This window comes from Thioclava marina, assembly GCF_002020135.1.
Lineage (GTDB): Bacteria > Pseudomonadota > Alphaproteobacteria > Rhodobacterales > Rhodobacteraceae > Thioclava > Thioclava marina.
Window position 1 is genome coordinate 263,167 of sequence record NZ_MPZS01000003.1, and the last position, 19,154, is coordinate 282,320.

Consider the following 19,154-nt stretch of genomic DNA (forward strand, 5'->3'; position numbering starts at 1 on the left):
CGTCGGAACCTGACCAATTGTCGGAGTGCCTCAGGTTCCACTTCGCGTAGAGGAGCCTTTCCGCGCTCGGGGAGGGGAGCTGTCATCCGACGGGGGGCGGAATTTTACCTCTGCACCGTGTATCTGAGGCCAAGCGAAATGCGCGAGCAAAGTGCTCGCGCATAGCTGGCCAAGTCTGCTTACCCCTTCACGATCATCCGGTAGCGAAGCTGGTCGAAGATCACCGCGAGGATCAGCAACAGCCCAATCAGCACCATCTGCATGTAGGAGCTGACCTGCGCGAGGTTCATCCCGTTTTGCACGAGGATGATGAAGAAGGCGCCAAGCACCACATTCTCCACCCGGCCGATCCCGCCGCGCAGCGATACCCCGGCGATGACGCAGGCCGCGATGCTCTCCATCGCGATCGTGCCGCCGAGGTTTGCGTCGCCGCTCTCGACGCGGGCGGTCAGCAGCAGGCCGGTCAGCGCCGCGATCACCGCGCAAAGGCCGTAGACGAGGATCAGAACGCCGCGGGTGTTGATCGCCGAGAGATGCGCCGCCTTGATATTGCCGCCCACGGCATAGATCCGGGCGCCGACGCGGGTGCGCGCCATCAGTACCCACATCGCAAGGATCGCGATTACGGCGATCACCACGGGTACGGGCACACCGAACACCCGACCGAAGCCGAACGTGTCCCCGAAGGCGAAGGGCAGGCCCGAGACAGGCACGCCACCGGTCAGGAACAGCGCCAGCCCGGTCCCCACCGACGATACGCCCAGCGTCATGATGAAGGGCGAGACGTCGAAGAGCGCGACGCCGATCCCGTTGACCGCCCCCACGATCAGCGCTACCGCAAAACCCGCGGAGGCACCGATCAGGATCACGAGCCAGACAGTATCGGGAAAGATCTGCGCCGCCCATGTCATCGCCAGCGCCGAGACGACGGAACTCAGCGCGATCACCGTGCCCACTGACAGATCGAACCCCCCCGAGATCAGCACCAGCATCTGACCCAGCGACACCAGCACCAGGTAGACGGATTGCCGTGCCACGTTGATCAGGTTCTGCGGCGAGAGGAAATTCGGCGCGGCGATCGTGAAGATCACGATGGCGGCGATGAGGAAGAACGGCAGCACGCCGAGCTTGATGAAGATACGCAGCGGCAGCGCCGCCAGCGACGGCTTGGAATTGGCCTGCATCATGCGGGGCTTCCTTCTGTGTCTTTTTGTGTCTGTTGGGAGGCGCCGGGCTGGTCGAAGAAATAGCGCAGGACGATGTCCTCGCGCAGATCCTCGCGCGGCAGCTCGGCGGTGATCTTGCCATTGGCGAGCACGATGGCGCGATGCGCGAGGTTCATCACCTCGGGCAGATCCGACGAGATCACCACGACGGCTTTCCCGGCCTCGGCCAGTTCCGCGATCAGCCGGTAGAGCGCCGCGCGGGTGCCCATGTCGACGCCCACGGTGGGCTCATCGAAGATGTAGAGGTCGGCCTCATGCCCGAATGCCTTGCCGAAAAGCACCTTCTGCTGATTGCCGCCCGAGAGCTTGCCCACGACGCGCGCGCGATAGCTTTCGGGCAGTTCGACGTGACCGAAGATTTCGGCCGCGCGGGTGCCTAGTTGGCGCAGGCGCAGCAGGGGGCCGCCCTCGGCCATCAGGTCCATAACGAGATTGACCTGCGGCGTCTCGGCGAGGATCAGCCCCTCGTGCTTGCGGTCGGGCGAGAGATACCATGCGCCCGCCTTCACCAGCTTGCGCGTCTGCGCACCCGTGACGTCCTGGCCCTTGAAGCGGACCTGTCCGGCGTGGGTCGGGTTGAGCCCCATCACCGAGCGAAACAGCCGTGACTTGCCCGAGCCCACGAGGCCCGCGACGCCCAGAACCTCGCCGCGCCGCACCTGGAACGAGGCGTGCTCTATGCCCGGCGCGCCGAGGCCTTGCACATCGAGGATGACCTCGCCGGGCCGATGGGCAATGGTCGGGTAGATGTCGCGGATTTCGCGCCCGGCCATCATGTCCACGAGCGACTGCTCGGTCATGTCAGCCATCGGCGCGGTGCCGATATGCGCTCCGTCGCGCAGCACCGTCACGCGCTCGGCGATGCGCTCGAATTCATGCACGCGATGCGAGATGTAGATGATCCCCACGCCCTCGGATTTGAGCCGCGCGATCACCTCGAAAAGCTGATCGACCTCGCGATCGGTCAGCGAGGCGGTGGGCTCGTCGAGGATCAGTACCGACAGATCGCCCTGCATCGCTTTGGCGATCTCGACCATCTGCTGCTGAGCGCGCGACAGGCGCGCCACGGTCATGTCCGGGTCGATGTCGAAGCTCAGATCCGAAAGGATCTTCTTTGCCCGCTGGCGCATCGCGCGGGGCGAGAGGAACGGGCCCAAACCCGGCTCGTGGCCGAGAAACATGTTCTGCGCCACGCTCATCGTCGGGATCAGCGAGAATTCCTGAAAAACGGTATGGATGCCCTTGGCCTGCGCATCGGCCACCGATGCGAACTGGACCGGCTCGCCGCGTATCTCGATCGTGCCGGAGGTCGGCGTGTTGGCGCCCGCCAGAAGCGAGATCATCGTCGATTTGCCGGCGCCGTTCTCGCCGAACAGCACATGCAGCTCGCCCGCGTAGAGGTCGAAATCGACGGCATCGAGGGCGAGAACGCCCGGATAGGCCTTGCTCAGCCCGCGCGCCTGCAGAAGCGGTTTGCTCGTCATTGCCTGTCTCCCAAGGCAGGAAATCGCGGCGCCGGAGGGGTTGACCGGCGCCGCGCGTCGTCAGTTCACCGAAAAGACCGGCTGGAAACCGTCCGGCGGCAGCACAGCCGAGCGGGGCGTGTCACCGATATTGTCCTTGGTGATGACGAAGATCTTCGGACCCACATGTTTGACATAGTCCTTGCCTTCGAGGATCCGCACCGCCTGATCGACCGCAATGCGGCCTTGGATCACCATCGAGTCCGCCGGGGCCGCCTCGATGAAGCCGCGCTGGATGCCGCTATAGACACCGGGCGTCAGGTAGAATGCGAGGTTGCCGACCTTGTCGGTCAGGCCGCGCTCGCGCAGCAGGCCCTGCGCCACTTCCGCCGTCACTGCGGTGCCCGCGATATATTTGATCTCCGGATTGGCCTGCAGCACGTCCTCGACCAGCTTGAGCTGGGCTTCCTTGCCGGTATCGCCGTAGCGCGGCTCGAGCACCTTCACGGCCGAGCCCTTCACGGCTTCCATGAAGCCCTTGTTCGCGGCTTCCACCCAGCCCGCGCCAGCAGGCCCCGGGAACCAGCCGACGGTCACTTCGTCGGTGCCTGCCGGGTGCTTCTTCGCAAGATAGGCGCCAATTTCCTTGCCCATCGTCTCGAAGGAGACGAGCGATTTGGCCGCGATGTCGGGCGAGGACATGCCATTGACGAGATCGACCACCGGGATGCCCTTGTCATGCAACTCCTTCACCACCGAGTTCAGCCCGTCATAGGAGATCGCGCCGATGATCACGGCTTGCGCGCCACCAGCGGCACAGTCCTCGATCTGGCTGATCTGCTTGGCGAGGTTGGTGTAGCCACCGGCCTCGACCACGTTCAGGCTGACGCCTTCGCGCTTGGCTTCCTCCGTCACGCCGTAATCGACGCCCAGCCAATAGGCATCCTTCATATGCGGGAAGGAGACGCAGATCTTGTAATCCTTGTCGGCCTTGGCCAGCGCCTCGTATTGGATCGGCTGGGTGGTGCCATCGGCGGAGAACGGCGGCACGACCTCCTCGGCGGGGTAAGGGAACCACGCGTCTTCGGCCATGGCCGGAAGCGCGGCAAGCGAAGCGCCCAGAAGCGCGACGGATGTCAGGACATGTTTCATCGTTCAGAGACCTCTCTGTTGCTTGGTTTGATCGCGGGTTGATCCCGCTTGTGGTGGTAATTCGGCGCGGAGCGCCCGGGATCACCCGAGCGCTGCGCGTATCTTGTCGAGCCGTTCGCGGCGCGCGGTGCGTGCGGCGAGCGCCTGTTCCATCGTCACCTCGACGAAACGAACCTTGGTGTTGGGTTGCAGTTGTCCGATCAGGTCCATATCGGCCGAGATCACCGCGCCGAGGGTGAAGTAGCCCCCGCCCGAGACCGCGTCGCGATGCAGCACGATCGGCTCCTGCCCGCCCGGCACCTGGATCGAACCGTAGGAGTAGCAGCCGTCGACGATGTTCGACGGGTCGGAGCCCGCGCCGAAGGGCTGGTCGCGTGCGACGAATTCCATCGGCGCGCCACCGCGGAAGCGATAGCCCATCCGGTCGGCCTCGGGGGCGACGGTCCATTCATCGGCGAAGAACTGCGCCTGCGAGGCCGGGGTCAGCCGGTGCCAGTAGAGGTCGGGCAACACGCGCAGGCTGACCGGGGTCTCGACCGGGGCGAGTAGAGCCTTGTCGAGGCTGCGTTCGGTCATGTCCGTGGCTTTGCCCACCGGGATCACGTCGCCCGCCGCGATGGCGCGGCCCTCGACCCCGCCAAGCGCGCCGATCGGATAGGTCGAGCGCGAACCAAGCGCGCTCGGCGTCGCGATCCCACCGCCAAAGGCGATGTAGATCCGCGCGCCGGATTTCAGGAAGCCGAAACTGAGCACCTGCCCCGCCTTCACGACGAAGGAGGTCCAGCTCTCGCGCGGCTCGCCATCGACCAGGATCGGCATCTCGCCCCCGGTGACGGCGACAAGCGTGTCGTCCTCGAAACTCAGCTCGGGCCCCATGAAGACGGCTTCCAGACCGGCCTCGGCCTCGTCATTGCCGACCAGCATATTGGCGACCCGCATCGCGAAGCGATCCATCGCGCCGCCTTCGGGAATGCCGAGATGGAAATAGCCCGGACGACCAAGATCTTGGATCGTCGTCGACAGGCCTGGTTTGACAACCTTAAACGCCATTGAGGGCCTCCATCAGTTTCGCATTGGTGCTCGCCATATCGGCATTGAACGCTTCGAGATCGAAGGTCACTTGGGCAATGCGGGGGGTATAGCTGCCGTCTTTCACGGCGGCCTCGATCCGGTCGAACTCGGCGCGGTCGATCGGTTTCCATTTCACGATGTCGCCGGGTTTGAAGAAGACCATGAAGTCTTGGAGATAGGAGACGGTCTGGGTGGGATCGAAGATCGTCATCGGGGTGATGCCGAACATCTGGTAGCCGCCCGCGCCGCGCACCGAGTAGATGCAGCCGAAGCAGCCGCCGATGCCGACCGTGTGCTTGGGCGTGTCGGTCCGGGGCCGCAGGTATTTCGGCACCTCGATCTGCTTTTCCCGCTCGACGAGTTGGTAGAGGAAGGGCAAGCCCGCCACGAAACCCACCATCGACACGAACCAGGGCTGCCCGTGGAAGGCTTCGATGAAGGCCTCGACGCTGTCATAGCCGTTGATCCGCGCGGCATATTCGAGATCGGTCGCCTCCGGGTCCTGATGACGTTCGCGGAACCGCATCAGGGTCTCGTGGGTCCAGGGATCCTGGAAATAGACCGGGATCTCGATGATCCGCGTGTCGAGGCGCTTCTCGCCCGCCTCGGCCTTGTGCTCGAGCTCCTTGATGCGCGCCATCATCTCGTCGGGCGAGATCACATCGGGGTTGAAGCGCACTTCGAAACTGGCATTGGCCGGGCAGATCTCGGTCACGCCGGGAATGTTCGCCTCGGCCACGGCGTTGCGCAGAGACAGTGCTACGAAGAAGGCTTCGAGCGACATCTCTTCGTCGACCTCGACATAGACATGCTCGTCGCCGCCAAAGGAATACCTTGTCTTCATGGGGATCTCCTATGCTGCGTCGGTTGCGGTGAGATTGCCGGCATCGAGCCAGGGCTCGAGCCATTGCGTGTGGAAGTCGCCGGCGCGCACGCCCGGATCGGCGGCGAGCGCCAGATGCAGGGGCGCGGTGGTCTTGAGGCCGCCGATGTCCAGATCCTTCAGCGTCTCGGCCATCAGCTCGATCGCCGCTTCGCGGTCGCTCGCATGGACGATCATCTTGCCCAGAAGCGAGTCGTAGAAGGGCGGGATCTGGTAGCCTTCGTAAAGGAAGTGATCGAAGCGCAGACCCTCGCCTTCGGGGATCGAGAGCGACGCCACCTTGCCGGGGAAGGGCAGGAATTGCATCAGCGGGTCTTCGGCATTCAGCCGCACTTCGATCGCGTGGCCCGAACAGGTGATCTGGTCCTGCGTGACGGGCAGCGTCTCGCCGCCCGCGATGCGCAGCATCATCACGACCAGATCGAGCCCGGTAATCATCTCGGTCACCGGATGTTCGACCTGAATGCGGGTGTTCATCTCGATGAAGTAGAACTCATCGGCCGCCGCATCGTAGAGATATTCGATCGTGCCCGCGCCGCGATAGTTCACGGCTTGAGCCAGAGCCACCGCCGAGTTGCACAGGGCTTCGCGCGTCGCTTCGGGCAGGCCGAAGGCGGGGGCTTCTTCCCAGACCTTCTGACGGCGGCGCTGCAGCGAGCATTCGCGCTCGTAGCAATGAACCGCGGCCCCTGTGCCATCGCCGAGGATCTGCACCTCGATATGGCGCGGATTGACGATCACCTTTTCCAGATAGAGCCCGCCATCGCCGAAAGCCGCCTCGGCCTCGGCGCGGGCCTGCGGAGCGAGACGGGCCAGCTCGGCCGCGTCCTGCGCGATCCGGATGCCGCGACCGCCGCCGCCGGCTGCGGCCTTGATCATCACCGGATAGCCGATCTCTTCGGCCACGCTCAGCGCCTCGTCCGCCGAGATGCGCCCGTCAGAGCCGGGCACCGTCGGCACGCCCGCCGCCTTTGCCGCGATCCGGGCCGCAACCTTGTCGCCCATCCGCTCGATCGTCTCGGCCGTGGGGCCGACGAAGATCATCCCCGCCTCTTCCACGGCGCGCGCGAAATCGGCGTTCTCGGCCAGAAATCCGTAGCCCGGATGAATCGCATCGGCGCCCGCCTCTTTCGCGGCGGCGACCACGGCGGCGATGTTCAGGTAGGATTTGGCAGCCGGGGCAGGGCCCACGCAGACTGCCTTGTCCGCAAGCCGCACCGCCAGCATCTCGGCGTCGGCCTCGGAGTGGGCCTGCACCGTCTTAAGCCCGAGCGACTGCGCGGCGCGGATGATCCGCACGGCGATCTCGCCCCGGTTCGCGATGAAAAGCGTTTCGATCGCCATCGGATCAGCCCATCTTCGCGAGCACATCGCCCGCCGAAACCGGTGAGGCGTCGGGGGCTACATAATCGGCGAAGGTACCCTCGGCCTCGGCCTTCACCTCGATGAAGGTCTTCATCACCTCGATCAGCCCTATTGTATCGCCAACCGCGACCGTATCGCCTGCGGATTTGAAGGGCGCCGAATTCGGGTCGGGCTTGTGGTAGAAAGTTCCGGGAAGGGGGGAAACGATATCGGTCATGGTTCTCTCCTGTCAGGCTTTTTCATTTTCGGCGAGAACCATGGCCGCGGGGGCAATGGTCACGCCGTTTTCTTGTAGGGCAGTCTTGATGGTCTGGCCGATTTCCAGCGCGCCCGGCGTGTCGGAATGGAAACAGATCGACTCGAATTCCACGGTGATCGTCTTTCCGGTGACCGTCTCGACCTTGTTTTCGAGGCAGGCACGCACGCATTTCGCGGCGAGCTTCTTCGGATCGGGCGCGGAGACATGGCGGGCGAACACGATCGAGCCGCTGTCGTCGTAGTCGCGATCGGCATAGAACTCGCGCACGACGGGCTGACCGAGGCGCTTGGCGACCTCATAGGTCTTCGAGATATCCATGCAGAACAGGATCAGCCCCGGCGCATAGCGTTGTAGCGTCTCGACCAGATGGCGCGAGAGATCCTCGTTGCGCGCGGCTTCCATGTAGAGCGCCCCATGCGGCTTGATGTGCTGCAGCGGCACCCCGTAGCGGCGGCCGAATTCGCGCATCGCGCCCACCTGATAGATTATGTCATTCACCAGTTCCTCGGAGGTCGCGTGGATGTGGCGGCGGCCGAACCCGACCAGATCGCGATAGCCGGGATGCGCGCCGAGACCTACGGAATGCTGGTGGCAGAGCTTCGCGACCCGGTTCATCTGCATCGGATCGCCTGCATGAAAACCCGTCGCGACATTGGCCGAGGAGATCAGCGGCATCAGCTGGTCATCGGGTGCGCCCGTCATGGCCCAATGGCCGAAGCCTTCTCCGAGGTCACAGTTCAGGTCGATGAGTTTCGGCATGTCTCTTTCCAGATCTCTGTTTCTCGATCAGCTTTCGACAATGTGACCATCATGTAAAATTCTAATATCGCGCACAGCATTATCGTGATATCCGATGGAGTTGTGTTGCAGGTAATGTCGCAAGTCTATGAAAAATATGAATATGCTTGCGATCTATGCGAATTGCGAACCTTTGCTATCTGAAATTCCGTATCGACATTATCGGAAAATCCGAAAGGAGGAGGCATGAACTTCCGTCAGATCAAGTATTTCGTGGCCACCGCCGAGACCGGGCAGGTCAGCCGTGCGGCCAACGAACTCTCGATTTCGCAGTCTTCCGTGACGACCGCGATCCGCGAGCTCGAGGCCGAGATGGATACCGAGCTTTTCACCCGCACGTCGCACGGGATGGAGTTGACCCAGTCCGGGCGCGAGCTGTTGGGCCTCTCCTACGAGATCCTGACCAAGCTCGACGAGGCGGTGAATATCCGCGAGCGCAGCAGCGGCGTGACCGGGCGCGTGACGGTGGCGACCACCTATACGGTGATCGGCTACTTTCTGCCCTATCATCTGGGGCGGCTCGCGCGGCTGCATCCCAATCTCGACATCCAGCTACACGAGCTGAACCGCGAGGCCGTGGAAGAGGGGTTGCTGTCGAACCGCTTCGACATCGCGATCCTGCTGACCTCCAACGTGATGAACCCCGAGCTGGAGAGTGAGACGCTGATGCGCTCGCCCCGCAGGCTCTGGCTTCCGCAGGGCCATCGGCTGGCGCATCTGCGCAGCGTCGATTTCAAGGAGATCGCCGACGAGGACTATATCATGCTCACCGTGGATGAGGCGGCGAACACGACGATGAAATACTGGAGTTTCGGCTCGACCCAGCCACGCGTGAAGCTGCGCACCTCCTCGATCGAGGCGGTCCGATCGCTGGTGGCAAACGGGCAGGGGGTGACGGTGTTGTCCGACATGGTTTATCGACCATGGTCGCTCGAGGGCAAACGCATCGTCACGGTCGAAACCGACCCGCCGGTTCCGACGATGGATGTGGGTCTCGCCTGGCGTCGCGGAGGCGAACTTTCTCCGGGTGCGGTCGCGCTATACGATTATTTCAGGCTTACATTCGACAGTTCGTTGTCACTGAACGGCTAAGCGGACTCGACCGGCGGACCGTTGTGGGGACTTTGAGCGGGCGGCTCCTGACATCAACAATGGCATGCCATTGGATGGTCTTCCTGCCCGTTCTCCTGCCAATCGCGCGTCCGCGTTCCCGGTTTCCAAATCAGGCTTGATCCTCGGTGAAGTGGCTTGGGGCAGGGCGCGTCATTGGGGCCGTCACACCAGCGCAACCCATTACGTTGCAAGGTCACTTCTCGTAAGAGGCTGCGGTTAGATACTTGCTGATTCCGTGCAAGAAGATGTCTATTTCCAGTGCCAGCCCGAACTCGAACTCATTGAGCTCGGTTCCGCTCCAGTGGTGCTGTTCCAGGTGGTCGAGGAAGTCCCTCCGCGTCTGATCTTCCTGCTGCTCCAGCGGCAGGATCTCGGCGGCACGCAGCAGATCGATCCGCTTGTGGACCTCGCGCATGGCGGAAAACGCTTCCATCATCACCGGTATCAGCCTCGGCTCGTCCTGCCAGGACTGACCTGCGAAGACCTCCTGAATGACACGGTTGCCAGCGCCCAGGCAATCATAGGCGACGCATCCGGGAAACCCTTCCTGCGTCAGCTTGTCGTGGATCGTGCAACTGTGTCTCGAGAGGTTCCGACAGGCTTCGCACGGGTTCTTGTCGAACGCGAAATCCTTGCCCTTGTCGAAGGCCAGCATGATACAGCAAAGGGCCGCGCATTTCGAACAGTCAGTCTTGAGACGGTCGGGCTGGGGCATCGTGGCTTTCGATTATCAATGGACGTTTCGCGCGAAGTCGTCGGATCGCCATCTCCCGCGAAACGCCCCCGAATTGCAACCCTCGGGCCGTCTGTCGCGGTCTTCGCTACTCTCGAACATTTCGGCGAAATCCTCGGCCATCTCGTTGAAAGACCGACGACAGGTCCTGGCGCGTCGTTTGGGCAATGGCATCGGGATAGCGCGCCGAAACCCGTCTCCGCCATATATTTGGAAATATCGTCGCCCGAGTTCGTGGCCGGTCACCTGGAACGCACCGAGGGTGAGAGCATCGCTTTCGCAAATGAGACTGCCGTGCATCGCATCGCGCGGCCAGACGGTCAGCAAACGGGGCAGGTGCTCCATCATCACCCGCTTGGGGGGCGAAGAAATCGACCGGGGGGGCAAGATGGTCGAATGTCCCAAGCCGACCGGCTCGGTGCACAGCGTGGCGTGAGACCCGCAAACGCTCAGGACGCGCTCCATTCCCGTTGTTGCGCACGGAAAGCCGAGGGCGTCTGATCAAACTTGCCACGAAACAGGCGGGAAAACTGCGCCTGATCCGAGAAGCCGAAACGATAGGCGACGTCCGCGATCGGCAGGTGCGGCGCGGCCTGTAGCGCGTCGCGCGCCGCGATCAGCCTTTCTTCCCTGATGAAGCGCGAGACGGTGGTGTTCCAGCCGTTGAACAACTCGTGCAAGTATCGTTTCGAAATGCCACAGGCCTCGGCGACCATCTCCGGATCGAGCGCCGGGTTCGCGAGATTGTCCCGGATCACCGTTTCCGCGCGGCGCAGATGCGCAGCCTGAACGGCGCTTTGCACCTGCGCGTTGTTTCCCGTCTCCTGCTCGAGCGCGAGCGCCAAAAGCTCGACCAATTGCCGCCCGAGGATCGCCGCCTCGCGTCCCGCCCCAAAGGGCAGGCTCTCGAGTTGCCGAACGGTCTCGGAAAACAGATGCGCTATTCCCGTGCGCGCATCGATGACCTGGGCGCAAAAACTGTCGGGATTGCGCAATTTCTCCGACAGCACCCGCTTCGGCAGTTTGAGGACATAGAGTTCGTTGGTCGTGGCGTAGGAGAAGCGATAGGGCTCGTCGCCGCGCTCCAGGATGAAGCCGCCGGGATCACAGCGCACCTCGCGCCCGAGCTGATGAAACTCGACGGGGCTGAGGGAGGGAATGGCGACGAGATATTCCTCTTCCCCGGCCGTGCGCAAATGCTGCTCCAGCCGTTCATAGAGCAATGCCTCGGTGTTCAGTCGAGAGAGCGAGATCGCGCCGATGTCTCGGCACTTGAGACGACCGTTGAAGGCGGCAGGGTCGCGAAAGGTCAGGCTGAGCGGAAAATATGTCTCCGCGATCGCTCGCTTCCAGTAGGCGGCGCGGGCTTCCGGTGCGATCTGGTCCGTTCTGTGGGCGCTACTCTCCATGGTGCCTCCCTTGAGCCCATTTCGAATCGATAGCGGGCGCGCGCCGCATGGAGCAAGACATTTTCGCACGAAGGGACTGCCCGGTGCGCTCAGTAACAAATATTGGCGCACGGATTCGCAAAACGCCTGATTTTCCGCGCTTGGAAACAAATTTTTCCACGCCGCCGTGCAAGATCGCCTCACCGGATTCGGGCCACGCTCATCCCTTATAACGTGAGGCCGGACAGCGGCTCGCAGAACAGGGAGACATCAAACAACCGCCCCGGCGGCCCTGTCGTTGCGACCCGTCTGTCCCTGAAAAAAGGACCGATAGGGAATGACGAAACGCAAGGTGGACCCGATCACGCTCTCCGTGGTGCGCGGTGTTCTGGAAACCACGCAGCGCGAGATGACGCTCGCGCTCGAGCAGACGGCACGCAGCTCCGTCTTCAATCTGGCGCATGACTATTCGACAGCGCTGTTCGACCACACGCCCGAGATGATCCTGCAGGGGCAGGACATCCCGATTCACCTCGGCTCGCTGATACCGGCGATGAAGTCGGTGGCGGATTTCTTCGAAGGGGACATTCACGAGGGCGACCTGATCTTGCACAACGATCCGGCCTATGGCGGATCGCATATCATCGACACTTGCATGTATTACCCGGTCTTCTACGAGGGCGAGCTGGTATTCTGGACGGTTTGCAAGGGCCACCTGACCGACGTGGGTGGTCCGGTGCCCGCGGGCTACAACCCCAATGCGACCGAGATCTTCGCCGAAGGCCTGCGGATCCCGCCGGTCAAGCTGTGGGATCGGGGCACGCCGCGGCGTGACGTGATGAACATGATCCTGACCAACATGCGCGCCCGCCGCGACCAGGAGGGCGATTTCAACGCGCTGATCGGAGCGTGTCAGGTCGGCGCGCGTAACCTGAAGAACCTGATGGACAAATACGGCAAGAACGTCGTTCAGGATTGCATCGCCGAGCTTCTGGACATGGCCGAAGTGCATATGCGCAAGCTGATCTCGGACGTGCCTGACGGAACCTATACGGGCACGGCCATTCTTGAGGATGCAGGCCACGGCTTGGGTGACTTCGAGATCACCGCGACGCTGACGATCGCGGGCGACGGCTGCCACATCGCGATCTCCTCGCCGCCGCAGGTGCCCTATTTCATCAATTCCTACGAGGGCAACAGCCATTCGGGCGTCTATCTCGGGCTGATGATGTTCGCGCAGCTCCCGCCGCCCTATAACGAGGGGCTCTATCGCTGCGTGACGACGGACATGGGCCCCAAGGGCACGCTGTGCAATGCGCAAAGCCCCGCGCCGCACATGAACTGCACGACGACCCCGATGGAGACGTTGACCGATGCGGTGCGTCTGGCCTTCGAACAGGCGGCGCCGGCCAAGGTCGCGGCCAGCTGGGGCCATGCGAACGGCTGCAACATCGCGGGCTGGGACAAGCGTCACGAAGAAGAATACGTCACCATGGTGCTTGCCTCGATCATCTCGGGCGCGGGCGCCACGGCGACGCAGGACGGCTGGCACGCCTGCGGGCCCGAATGCTGTTTCGGGGCGCTGCATTCGGGCGATATCGAGATGCTGGAGCACAGCTATCCGATCATCATCCATGAATACGGGCTGATGGAGGATTCGGGCGGTGCCGGACGCAATCGCGGCGGCTCGGGCACCCGCTGGGAGGTCGAGCCGCTCGAAACGCCGATGACGCTGATCACCTTCGGCGAGGGGCGGCGGATCCCGGCGATGGGGGCCTCGGGTGCGCACTCTGCGCTGGTTCAGCCGAAGGTCGGTCGGCTCGAGGTGACGCGCAATGGCGCGACCCAGATCATCACCGACAACGTGATCGAGACGATCCGCCCCGGCGAGCGTGCCGCCAACATGAACCCCGGCGGGGGCGGCTATGGCCACCCCTTCGAGCGCGACGTCTCGCGCGTGGTCGAAGACGTGCGCAACGGCCTCGTCAGCCTCGAAGGCGCGCGGCTCGATTATGGCGTCGTCATCTCCGACCGCGAGACGCTTGCCGTCGATGCCGAGGCGACGCGCGCGCTGCGCTCGGCCTGATCCCCCGCGGCCCTTGGCCGCCAACTGCCCGGCCCTCGTGGTCGGGCCCCTTATCCCTTCATTCGCAGGACAGACCCATGCAGAACCAATATCGTCTTGGCATCGATGCCGGCGGCACGTTTACCGATTTCATTCTTGCAGACCGCAGCGGCGGCGTGCGGATCTTCAAGGCGCTCTCGACGCCGCAGGACCCGACGCTTGCCATCCGCAACGGCCTCGCGCTGATCGAGGAAGAGACCGGCATCTCGCCGCGCGAGATCGTCTCGAACGCCGATCTGTGCATCAACGGCACGACCGTCGGTCTCAACGCACTGATCCAGCACAAGGGCGCGCGCACCGGGCTGATCGCCACCAAGGGGCATGAGGACAGCATCGAGATCCGTCTTGGCCACAAGGAAGACGGCTACCGCTACGACCCCGATTATCCGCCCGCGACGATGCTGGTGCCGCGCTACCTGCGCCGCGGCGTGCACGAGCGCGTCCTGTCGACGGGCGCCGTCCACACGCCTCTGAACGAAGAGGACGTGCGCGAGGCCTGCCGCCATTTCATAGCCGAAGGCGTCGAGTCGGTCGCGATTTCCTTCGTCTGGTCGGTGCTGCACCCCGAACATGAGGCGCGCGCGGCTGCAATCGTGCGCGAGATGATGCCCGGTATCCGGTTGACGGTCGGCAGCCAGCTCTATCCGCAGGTGCGCGAATACACCCGCACCTCGACCGCGATCGTCAACGCCTATCTCGCGCCGATCCTGTCGAACTATGTCGAGAGGGTCGACGGCTACTTCCAGTCGCTCGGGGCCCGCGCGCCGGTGCGCTACTTCCAGTCGAACGGCGGGCTCGCGCTGGGCCGCGTGGTCTCGGACCAGTCGGTCTATGCGATCAATTCCGGCCCGGCCTCGGCACCGCAGGCGGCGCTTTACCTCGGTGCGCCGTGGAACATGAAGGACATCATCACCGTCGACATGGGCGGCACCTCCTTCGACATCACGCTGACCCATTACGGGCGGGCGAATGTGTCGAAGAACATCGACTTCCTGCGCTACCGGATCGGGATTCCGATGATCCAGGTGGAAACGCTGGGCGCGGGCGGCGGGTCGATCGGCTGGATCGACTCGATGGGGCTGATGCAGATGGGGCCGCAATCGGCGGGCTCGGAACCCGGTCCGGCCTGCTACGACCAGGGTGGCGACCGGCCCACCACGACAGATGCGAACCTCGTGCTGGGCTATCTCAATCCCGATGGGCTCGTCGGCGGGCGGCTGCCGCTGAATGTCGAGAAGGCGCGCAGCGCGATCGAGACGCATCTGGCCAAGCCTCTGGGCATCAGCGTCGAGAAGGCCGCCTATGGCATGTTCACCATCGTCAACAACAACATGGTCAACGCGATCCGGCGCGTCTCGGTCGAGCGTGGCTATGACCCGCGCGATTTCGTGCTGAACTGTGCGGGCGGGGCGACCTCGGCCCATATCACGGCGCTGGCGCGCGAGATGGGAATTCGCAAGATCCTGATCTCCAAGCTCGCCTCGGGGCTTTGTGCCTTCGGCCAGATCATCTCGGACGTGAAATACAACTACATGGCACCCGCGCCTGTGCGCCTTGAGGGCGCCGAGGCGGCGTCAAAGCTGGATGCGCTCTTCAACGGGCTGGAAGATCGCGGCCGCTCGGATCTGGCGGAAGACGGTTTCACCCCCGAGCGCATCGGTGTGCGGCGCGCGCTGGACATGCGCTATGTCGGGCAGGTGCATGAATGCACCGTCGATGTCGATCCCTTCACCGTCGACGAGGCTGCGCTCGAAACGCTCAAGGCCGCGTTCCACGCCCGCCATGAAGAGCTCTACACCTATTCCGAGCCCAACAGCACGGTCGAGGTGGTGAATGTCGAAAGCGCGCTGACCGGCGCTGTGGACAAGCCCGAGCGGATGCTAATCGCGCCCGGCAAGGGCGCGCATTCGGCGCTCAGCGGCACGCGCGAGATGATCTTCACGGCGGACGGCACGCGCCAGGACACGCCGGTCTATGACGGCGCAGCCCTTGGCGCGGGCGACCGGATCGCGGGTCCGGCGGTGATCCAGGAGGTCACGACGACGATCGTGATCGAACCCGGCTGGCATGCCGAGCTCGACGCGACGGGCGTCTATGTCCTGACCCAGCATGTCACGGCTGGCGCGGATGCGGCCGACGCGCTCGCGCAAACCGAGGACGCCTGAAACGCATGACCGCGCGGGGCCGACCGGCCTCGCGCAAACGACTTCCAGATGAAAACAAAGTCCAGAACCAACAGGGAGACAAAAATGGCTGGAACCATGGAAACTACGGAAGATCTCGAATTCTCCGACCGTCCCGTCCCGCATGATCAGAGGATGGGGCGATTGCCCCTGACGATGGCGTGGTGGTCGGTCTGCTCGGCGATGTTCTATCTCGTCGTCGCGGCCTCGCTGGCGCTGGCCTATGGCTCGCGCAACGCGATCATCGGGCTTGTGCTGTCGGTGATCGCCTATGGCGCGGTCAACGCGGTCCTGTCGCGTCACGCGATCCGCACCGGATTGAGCGTGTCGCTGTTCTCGCGCATCCTCTTGGGGCGTTCGGGGGCGGCGGTCGCCACGCTGATCTTCTTCGCCACGGCGATCTATTACGCCGTCTTCGAGGGCTCGGTAATCGCGCTCGCGCTTCAGGATTACGCCGGGCTGTCCTATCCGCTCGCGGCAGCGATCGTGGTCGTCTATTCGGTCGCGCTGATCTTCGGCTCGATCCAGAACTGGCTCGACAAGTTCAACGGCGTCCTTCTGCCGTTCTATCTGATCGGTCTGTTTGCCGCGATCGGCCTCGCGATCGCGGAATACGGCTATTCGAGCGCCTGGCTCGAGCTTGGCCCCGAGAACGGCGCCACCGCCTCCGGCTGGAGGCACTGTTTCGTCGCCTATATGGGGGTCTGGGTGCTGATGATGTACACCTATGACTATGCGCGTTTCGGCCGCGAAGAGGACATCACCTATCACGCCACCTTCAACTTCGGCGCGCCGTTCTATGCGGTTGCTTTCCTGTTGAACGGGCTCGCGGGCATCTTCCTCGCCGCGAGCCTGCCCACCGAGGGCGGGGTGACCGAGGTTTCGGTGGTTCTCGCGCTGATCAAGCTCATGGGGCTTGCGGGGCTCGTGTTCGTCTGGATTTCGCAGACCCGGATCAACACGGCAAATTATTACCTCGCAGCGGTCAACATGGAGAGCTTTGCGGAAACCACCTTCCGGCTGCATCTGCCGCGCTTCCTCTGGGCCTGCGTTGTCGGCGTGGCGGTCTATCTGCTCATGATGGCCGATGTCTTTGCCTATATCCTTCAGGCTCTGGCGTGGCAGGGGATCTTCGTCGTCGCATGGGTGGCGGTCGCGCTGACCCATATCCTGAGCGAAGGGAAGAACGACGCCAGCTATGATGGTGCGCATTCCGGCCTCGCCGAGACGCCCAACGTGAACGGGGCAGGCATGGGCGCTTGGCTTTTGGGTGCCGGGATTGGACTTGTCCTGCACGTCCTCGGCGGCAGCTTGGCCTCGTTCTCGGCGCCTGCGACCTTCGTTGTCGCCGCCGTTACCTATCGTATCCTTTGTCCCCGTTTTCGCATTCGGACCCCGATCGGTAACGCCTGACATCAACGCCGCGTCCCAAGGGCCGCAGCGCTCTTGCTTGTCCCCATGCCCGACAGATCGTGCAGGGGGAGGGGAGCGAGACATTGCGGCCATCGGGCCTTTTCAAAAAAGAGCGGGGCGCACCTGTGCGCGCCCCGGTCCGTCACGGCAACACACGCCGCGCCGAGATGCGGCTGCACGTTCTAATTCCCGTCGCGCGCCGCTTGCACCGCCTGCATCCGCTCTGGCCAAGTCGAGCGGATATATCCAAGGATATCGAGGATCTCCGCATCATCGAGCGTTCCGCCAAATCCGGGCATGCCGCTTGCAAAGTCGCTGACCCCGCGTGCGGCCAGAGCGGCCGCGCCCCCTTGTTTCACATAGTCGAAGAGCAGGGCCGTATCGTGGTGCCAGGTATGGCCGGTTCCGTCATGCGGCGGTGCGGGCAGGACCCCATCTGGTCCCGGCTCGCGCCAGTCGGGCTGACCTTCGAGATCGGCGCCGTGGCAACTCGCGCAATTCTCAGCGTAAAGCCTCTCGCCGCGCGCGATGTCGCGACCGTCGAGAGGGTTGGCAGATGCCTGTAAAAGGCCAGCAGTGAGAGCGATCAGAGCACCGCAGAGTAATTTCCGGTTCATCACGCCACCTCGATCCAGGACGTCATCCCCGCCGCCGCATGGGCCAGCATATGGCAGTGCAGCAGCCATTTGCCGGGATTTTCGGCGGTGAAGGCGATCTCGTGACTCGCCCCGGCATCGGTCAGAAACGTGTCGCGCATGGGACCAAGCTGCCCCTCCGCCAGCACCTCGCGGAAATGCATCCCGTGCAGGTGCATCGCGTGCGGGAAAGCCGTGTCATTGATCATCCGCAACCGCACCGGCTCGCCCTGCGAGAGCCGCGCGAAGGGGGCGGCGGCGGGACCGGCCTGACCGCCGAGGGTCCAGAACTTGCCGTCCTGCATCATCCCGCGCATCCGGCTCATCGGCATCCGGCCCATCGCGCCGCCCTCGATCTTCATCTCGAGCGCGCGTGCCTGTGCGAGAACGGGCGCGTCCATATTCGGGTTCGCTGGGAGCGAAGCGGGCGCCGCGCGGCGTGTTCTGCTGGCTTGGCCGGAAATCTCGAGCCCGACCTGCCGGTGCCATTCCTGGTCATTGCCGAGCTGTTCGATCGCGGCATCCTCAGCGATGACATCGACGATCAGGTCGACACGTTGCGCGGGCGCAAGCACGAGCTCTTGCGGAACAGGCTCCGGCGCGGGCAGCGGCATCCCGTCCAGCGCTACCTGCCAGCCCGACAGACCCGCCAGACGCAGCACGAAGATCCGCGCGTTCGCGGCGTTGATCAGGCGCAGCCGCAAGCGCTCGTTACGTTTCGCGGTGAGGGTCAGGGCATAGTGCCCGTTCGTCCCGATCAGGTTGCCGAACCGCCCGCCATGGCTGAGATCCATCGGATGGTTGAAATCCGGTGCGATCTGCGCCGTCTCGGGATCGAGCAGCCAATCGTCGAGCATCAGCACCTCGTCGCGATCGACATCCGGCGCGTGCCGTTCCTCGACGACCAACGCGCCCGACAACCCGCGCGCGACCTGCTCCATCGAGTTCGTATGCGCGTGATACCAATAGGTGCCCGCATCCGGCACGAGGAAGTCGTAATCGAAGCTCGCGCCGGGCGGCACGGCGTCCTGCGTCAGCCCCGCCACGCCATCCATCGCGTTGTCGATGCGGATGCCGTGCCAATGCACCGTACTGGGCACGTCGAGCTGATTGACGAAACGCCGCTGCAGGCGCGTGTCTTGCGCAAGGCGCAGCTCCGGCCCCGGCAGAGTGCCGTCATAGGACCAGACCTCGGTTTGCGGGTAACCTTCGGGGGCGATCTGCGCCATCGCGCGCTGCGCGGTGAGCGGGATCGGCACGGTCTCGGCAAAGCCCGCGCGGGCCGTAAGCGCGCTCGCGCCCATCCCGGCAAGAACGGCGCGGCGGGTCGGTTGGAAGCTCTGCATC

At 63.8% G+C, this 19,154-nt stretch carries 16 protein-coding genes; 4 read left to right on the forward strand and 12 right to left on the reverse strand.

Annotated features, from left to right (window positions below; all coding sequences use genetic code 11):
• Positions 1 to 179: 179 nt before the first annotated feature.
• The 8 genes from BMG00_RS15545 to BMG00_RS15580 form a co-directional block, all read right to left on the reverse strand.
• Entirely contained in the window at positions 180 to 1,187 is a 1,008-nt protein-coding gene (locus tag BMG00_RS15545; RefSeq protein ID WP_245795059.1) for an ABC transporter permease, read from the reverse strand.
• The gene (locus BMG00_RS15550; protein ID WP_078574969.1) at positions 1,184 to 2,710 is read right to left on the reverse strand and encodes a sugar ABC transporter ATP-binding protein; all 1,527 of its coding nucleotides are present in this window, start codon (positions 2,708 to 2,710) and stop codon (positions 1,184 to 1,186) included. The genes BMG00_RS15545 and BMG00_RS15550 overlap by 4 nt, the downstream gene beginning before the upstream one ends.
• A gap of 60 nt (positions 2,711 to 2,770) precedes the next feature.
• Complete coding sequence (gene torT, locus BMG00_RS15555; protein WP_078574970.1) at positions 2,771 to 3,841, reverse strand: TMAO reductase system periplasmic protein TorT; 1,071 nt, start codon at positions 3,839 to 3,841, stop codon at positions 2,771 to 2,773.
• Between the two features lie 81 nt (positions 3,842 to 3,922).
• Positions 3,923 to 4,891 carry a 5-oxoprolinase subunit C family protein gene (locus BMG00_RS15560; RefSeq protein ID WP_078574971.1) on the reverse strand — a complete coding sequence of 323 codons (969 nt, stop codon included), beginning with the start codon at positions 4,889 to 4,891 and terminating at the stop codon, positions 3,923 to 3,925.
• Positions 4,881 to 5,756, reverse strand: a complete 876-nt coding sequence (locus BMG00_RS15565; RefSeq protein ID WP_078574972.1) for a 5-oxoprolinase subunit B family protein — start codon at positions 5,754 to 5,756, stop codon at positions 4,881 to 4,883. The genes BMG00_RS15560 and BMG00_RS15565 overlap by 11 nt, the downstream gene beginning before the upstream one ends.
• A gap of 9 nt (positions 5,757 to 5,765) precedes the next feature.
• Positions 5,766 to 7,139 carry an acetyl-CoA carboxylase biotin carboxylase subunit gene (locus BMG00_RS15570; RefSeq protein ID WP_078574973.1) on the reverse strand — a complete coding sequence of 458 codons (1,374 nt, stop codon included), beginning with the start codon at positions 7,137 to 7,139 and terminating at the stop codon, positions 5,766 to 5,768.
• A 4-nt stretch (positions 7,140 to 7,143) separates the two neighbouring features.
• A complete protein-coding gene (locus tag BMG00_RS15575) occupies positions 7,144 to 7,377 on the reverse strand; it encodes an acetyl-CoA carboxylase (protein ID WP_078574974.1) in 234 nt (77 codons plus the stop codon).
• A gap of 12 nt (positions 7,378 to 7,389) precedes the next feature.
• A complete protein-coding gene (locus BMG00_RS15580) occupies positions 7,390 to 8,178 on the reverse strand; it encodes a 5-oxoprolinase subunit PxpA (RefSeq protein ID WP_078574975.1) in 789 nt (262 codons plus the stop codon).
• 225 nt (positions 8,179 to 8,403) lie between these two features.
• Here BMG00_RS15580 and BMG00_RS15585 point away from each other — a divergent pair, with 225 nt between their 5' ends.
• The gene (locus BMG00_RS15585; protein ID WP_078574976.1) at positions 8,404 to 9,309 is read left to right on the forward strand and encodes a LysR family transcriptional regulator; all 906 of its coding nucleotides are present in this window, start codon (positions 8,404 to 8,406) and stop codon (positions 9,307 to 9,309) included.
• Between the two features lie 214 nt (positions 9,310 to 9,523).
• Here BMG00_RS15585 and BMG00_RS15590 read toward each other — a convergent pair whose 3' ends face one another.
• On the reverse strand, positions 9,524 to 10,045 hold the full coding sequence (locus BMG00_RS15590) for a hypothetical protein (RefSeq protein ID WP_078574977.1): 522 nt from the start codon (positions 10,043 to 10,045) through the stop codon (positions 9,524 to 9,526).
• Positions 10,046 to 10,512: 467 nt separating this feature from the next.
• Positions 10,513 to 11,655, reverse strand: a complete 1,143-nt coding sequence (locus BMG00_RS15600; protein ID WP_245795060.1) for an AraC-like ligand-binding domain-containing protein — start codon at positions 11,653 to 11,655, stop codon at positions 10,513 to 10,515.
• A gap of 133 nt (positions 11,656 to 11,788) precedes the next feature.
• On the opposite strand from BMG00_RS15600, the gene capB reads away from it, so the two are divergent.
• The 3 genes from capB (at position 11,789) to BMG00_RS15615 (ending at position 17,172) form a co-directional block, all read left to right on the forward strand.
• Complete coding sequence (gene capB / locus BMG00_RS15605) at positions 11,789 to 13,537, forward strand: caprolactamase subunit beta (RefSeq protein ID WP_078574980.1); 1,749 nt, start codon at positions 11,789 to 11,791, stop codon at positions 13,535 to 13,537.
• Between the two features lie 77 nt (positions 13,538 to 13,614).
• On the forward strand, positions 13,615 to 15,741 hold the full coding sequence (gene capA / locus BMG00_RS15610) for a caprolactamase subunit alpha (protein WP_078574981.1): 2,127 nt from the start codon (positions 13,615 to 13,617) through the stop codon (positions 15,739 to 15,741).
• 84 nt (positions 15,742 to 15,825) lie between these two features.
• Positions 15,826 to 17,172, forward strand: coding sequence for a purine-cytosine permease family protein (locus BMG00_RS15615; protein WP_078574982.1), 1,347 nt, complete (start codon positions 15,826 to 15,828; stop codon positions 17,170 to 17,172).
• A gap of 182 nt (positions 17,173 to 17,354) precedes the next feature.
• On the opposite strand, the gene BMG00_RS15620 is transcribed toward BMG00_RS15615, so the two are convergent.
• Entirely contained in the window at positions 17,355 to 17,789 is a 435-nt protein-coding gene (locus tag BMG00_RS15620; protein WP_078574983.1) for a c-type cytochrome, read from the reverse strand.
• Positions 17,789 to 19,153 carry a multicopper oxidase family protein gene (locus BMG00_RS15625; protein ID WP_078574984.1) on the reverse strand — a complete coding sequence of 455 codons (1,365 nt, stop codon included), beginning with the start codon at positions 19,151 to 19,153 and terminating at the stop codon, positions 17,789 to 17,791. The genes BMG00_RS15620 and BMG00_RS15625 overlap by 1 nt, the downstream gene beginning before the upstream one ends.
• Position 19,154 lies beyond the last annotated feature (1 nt).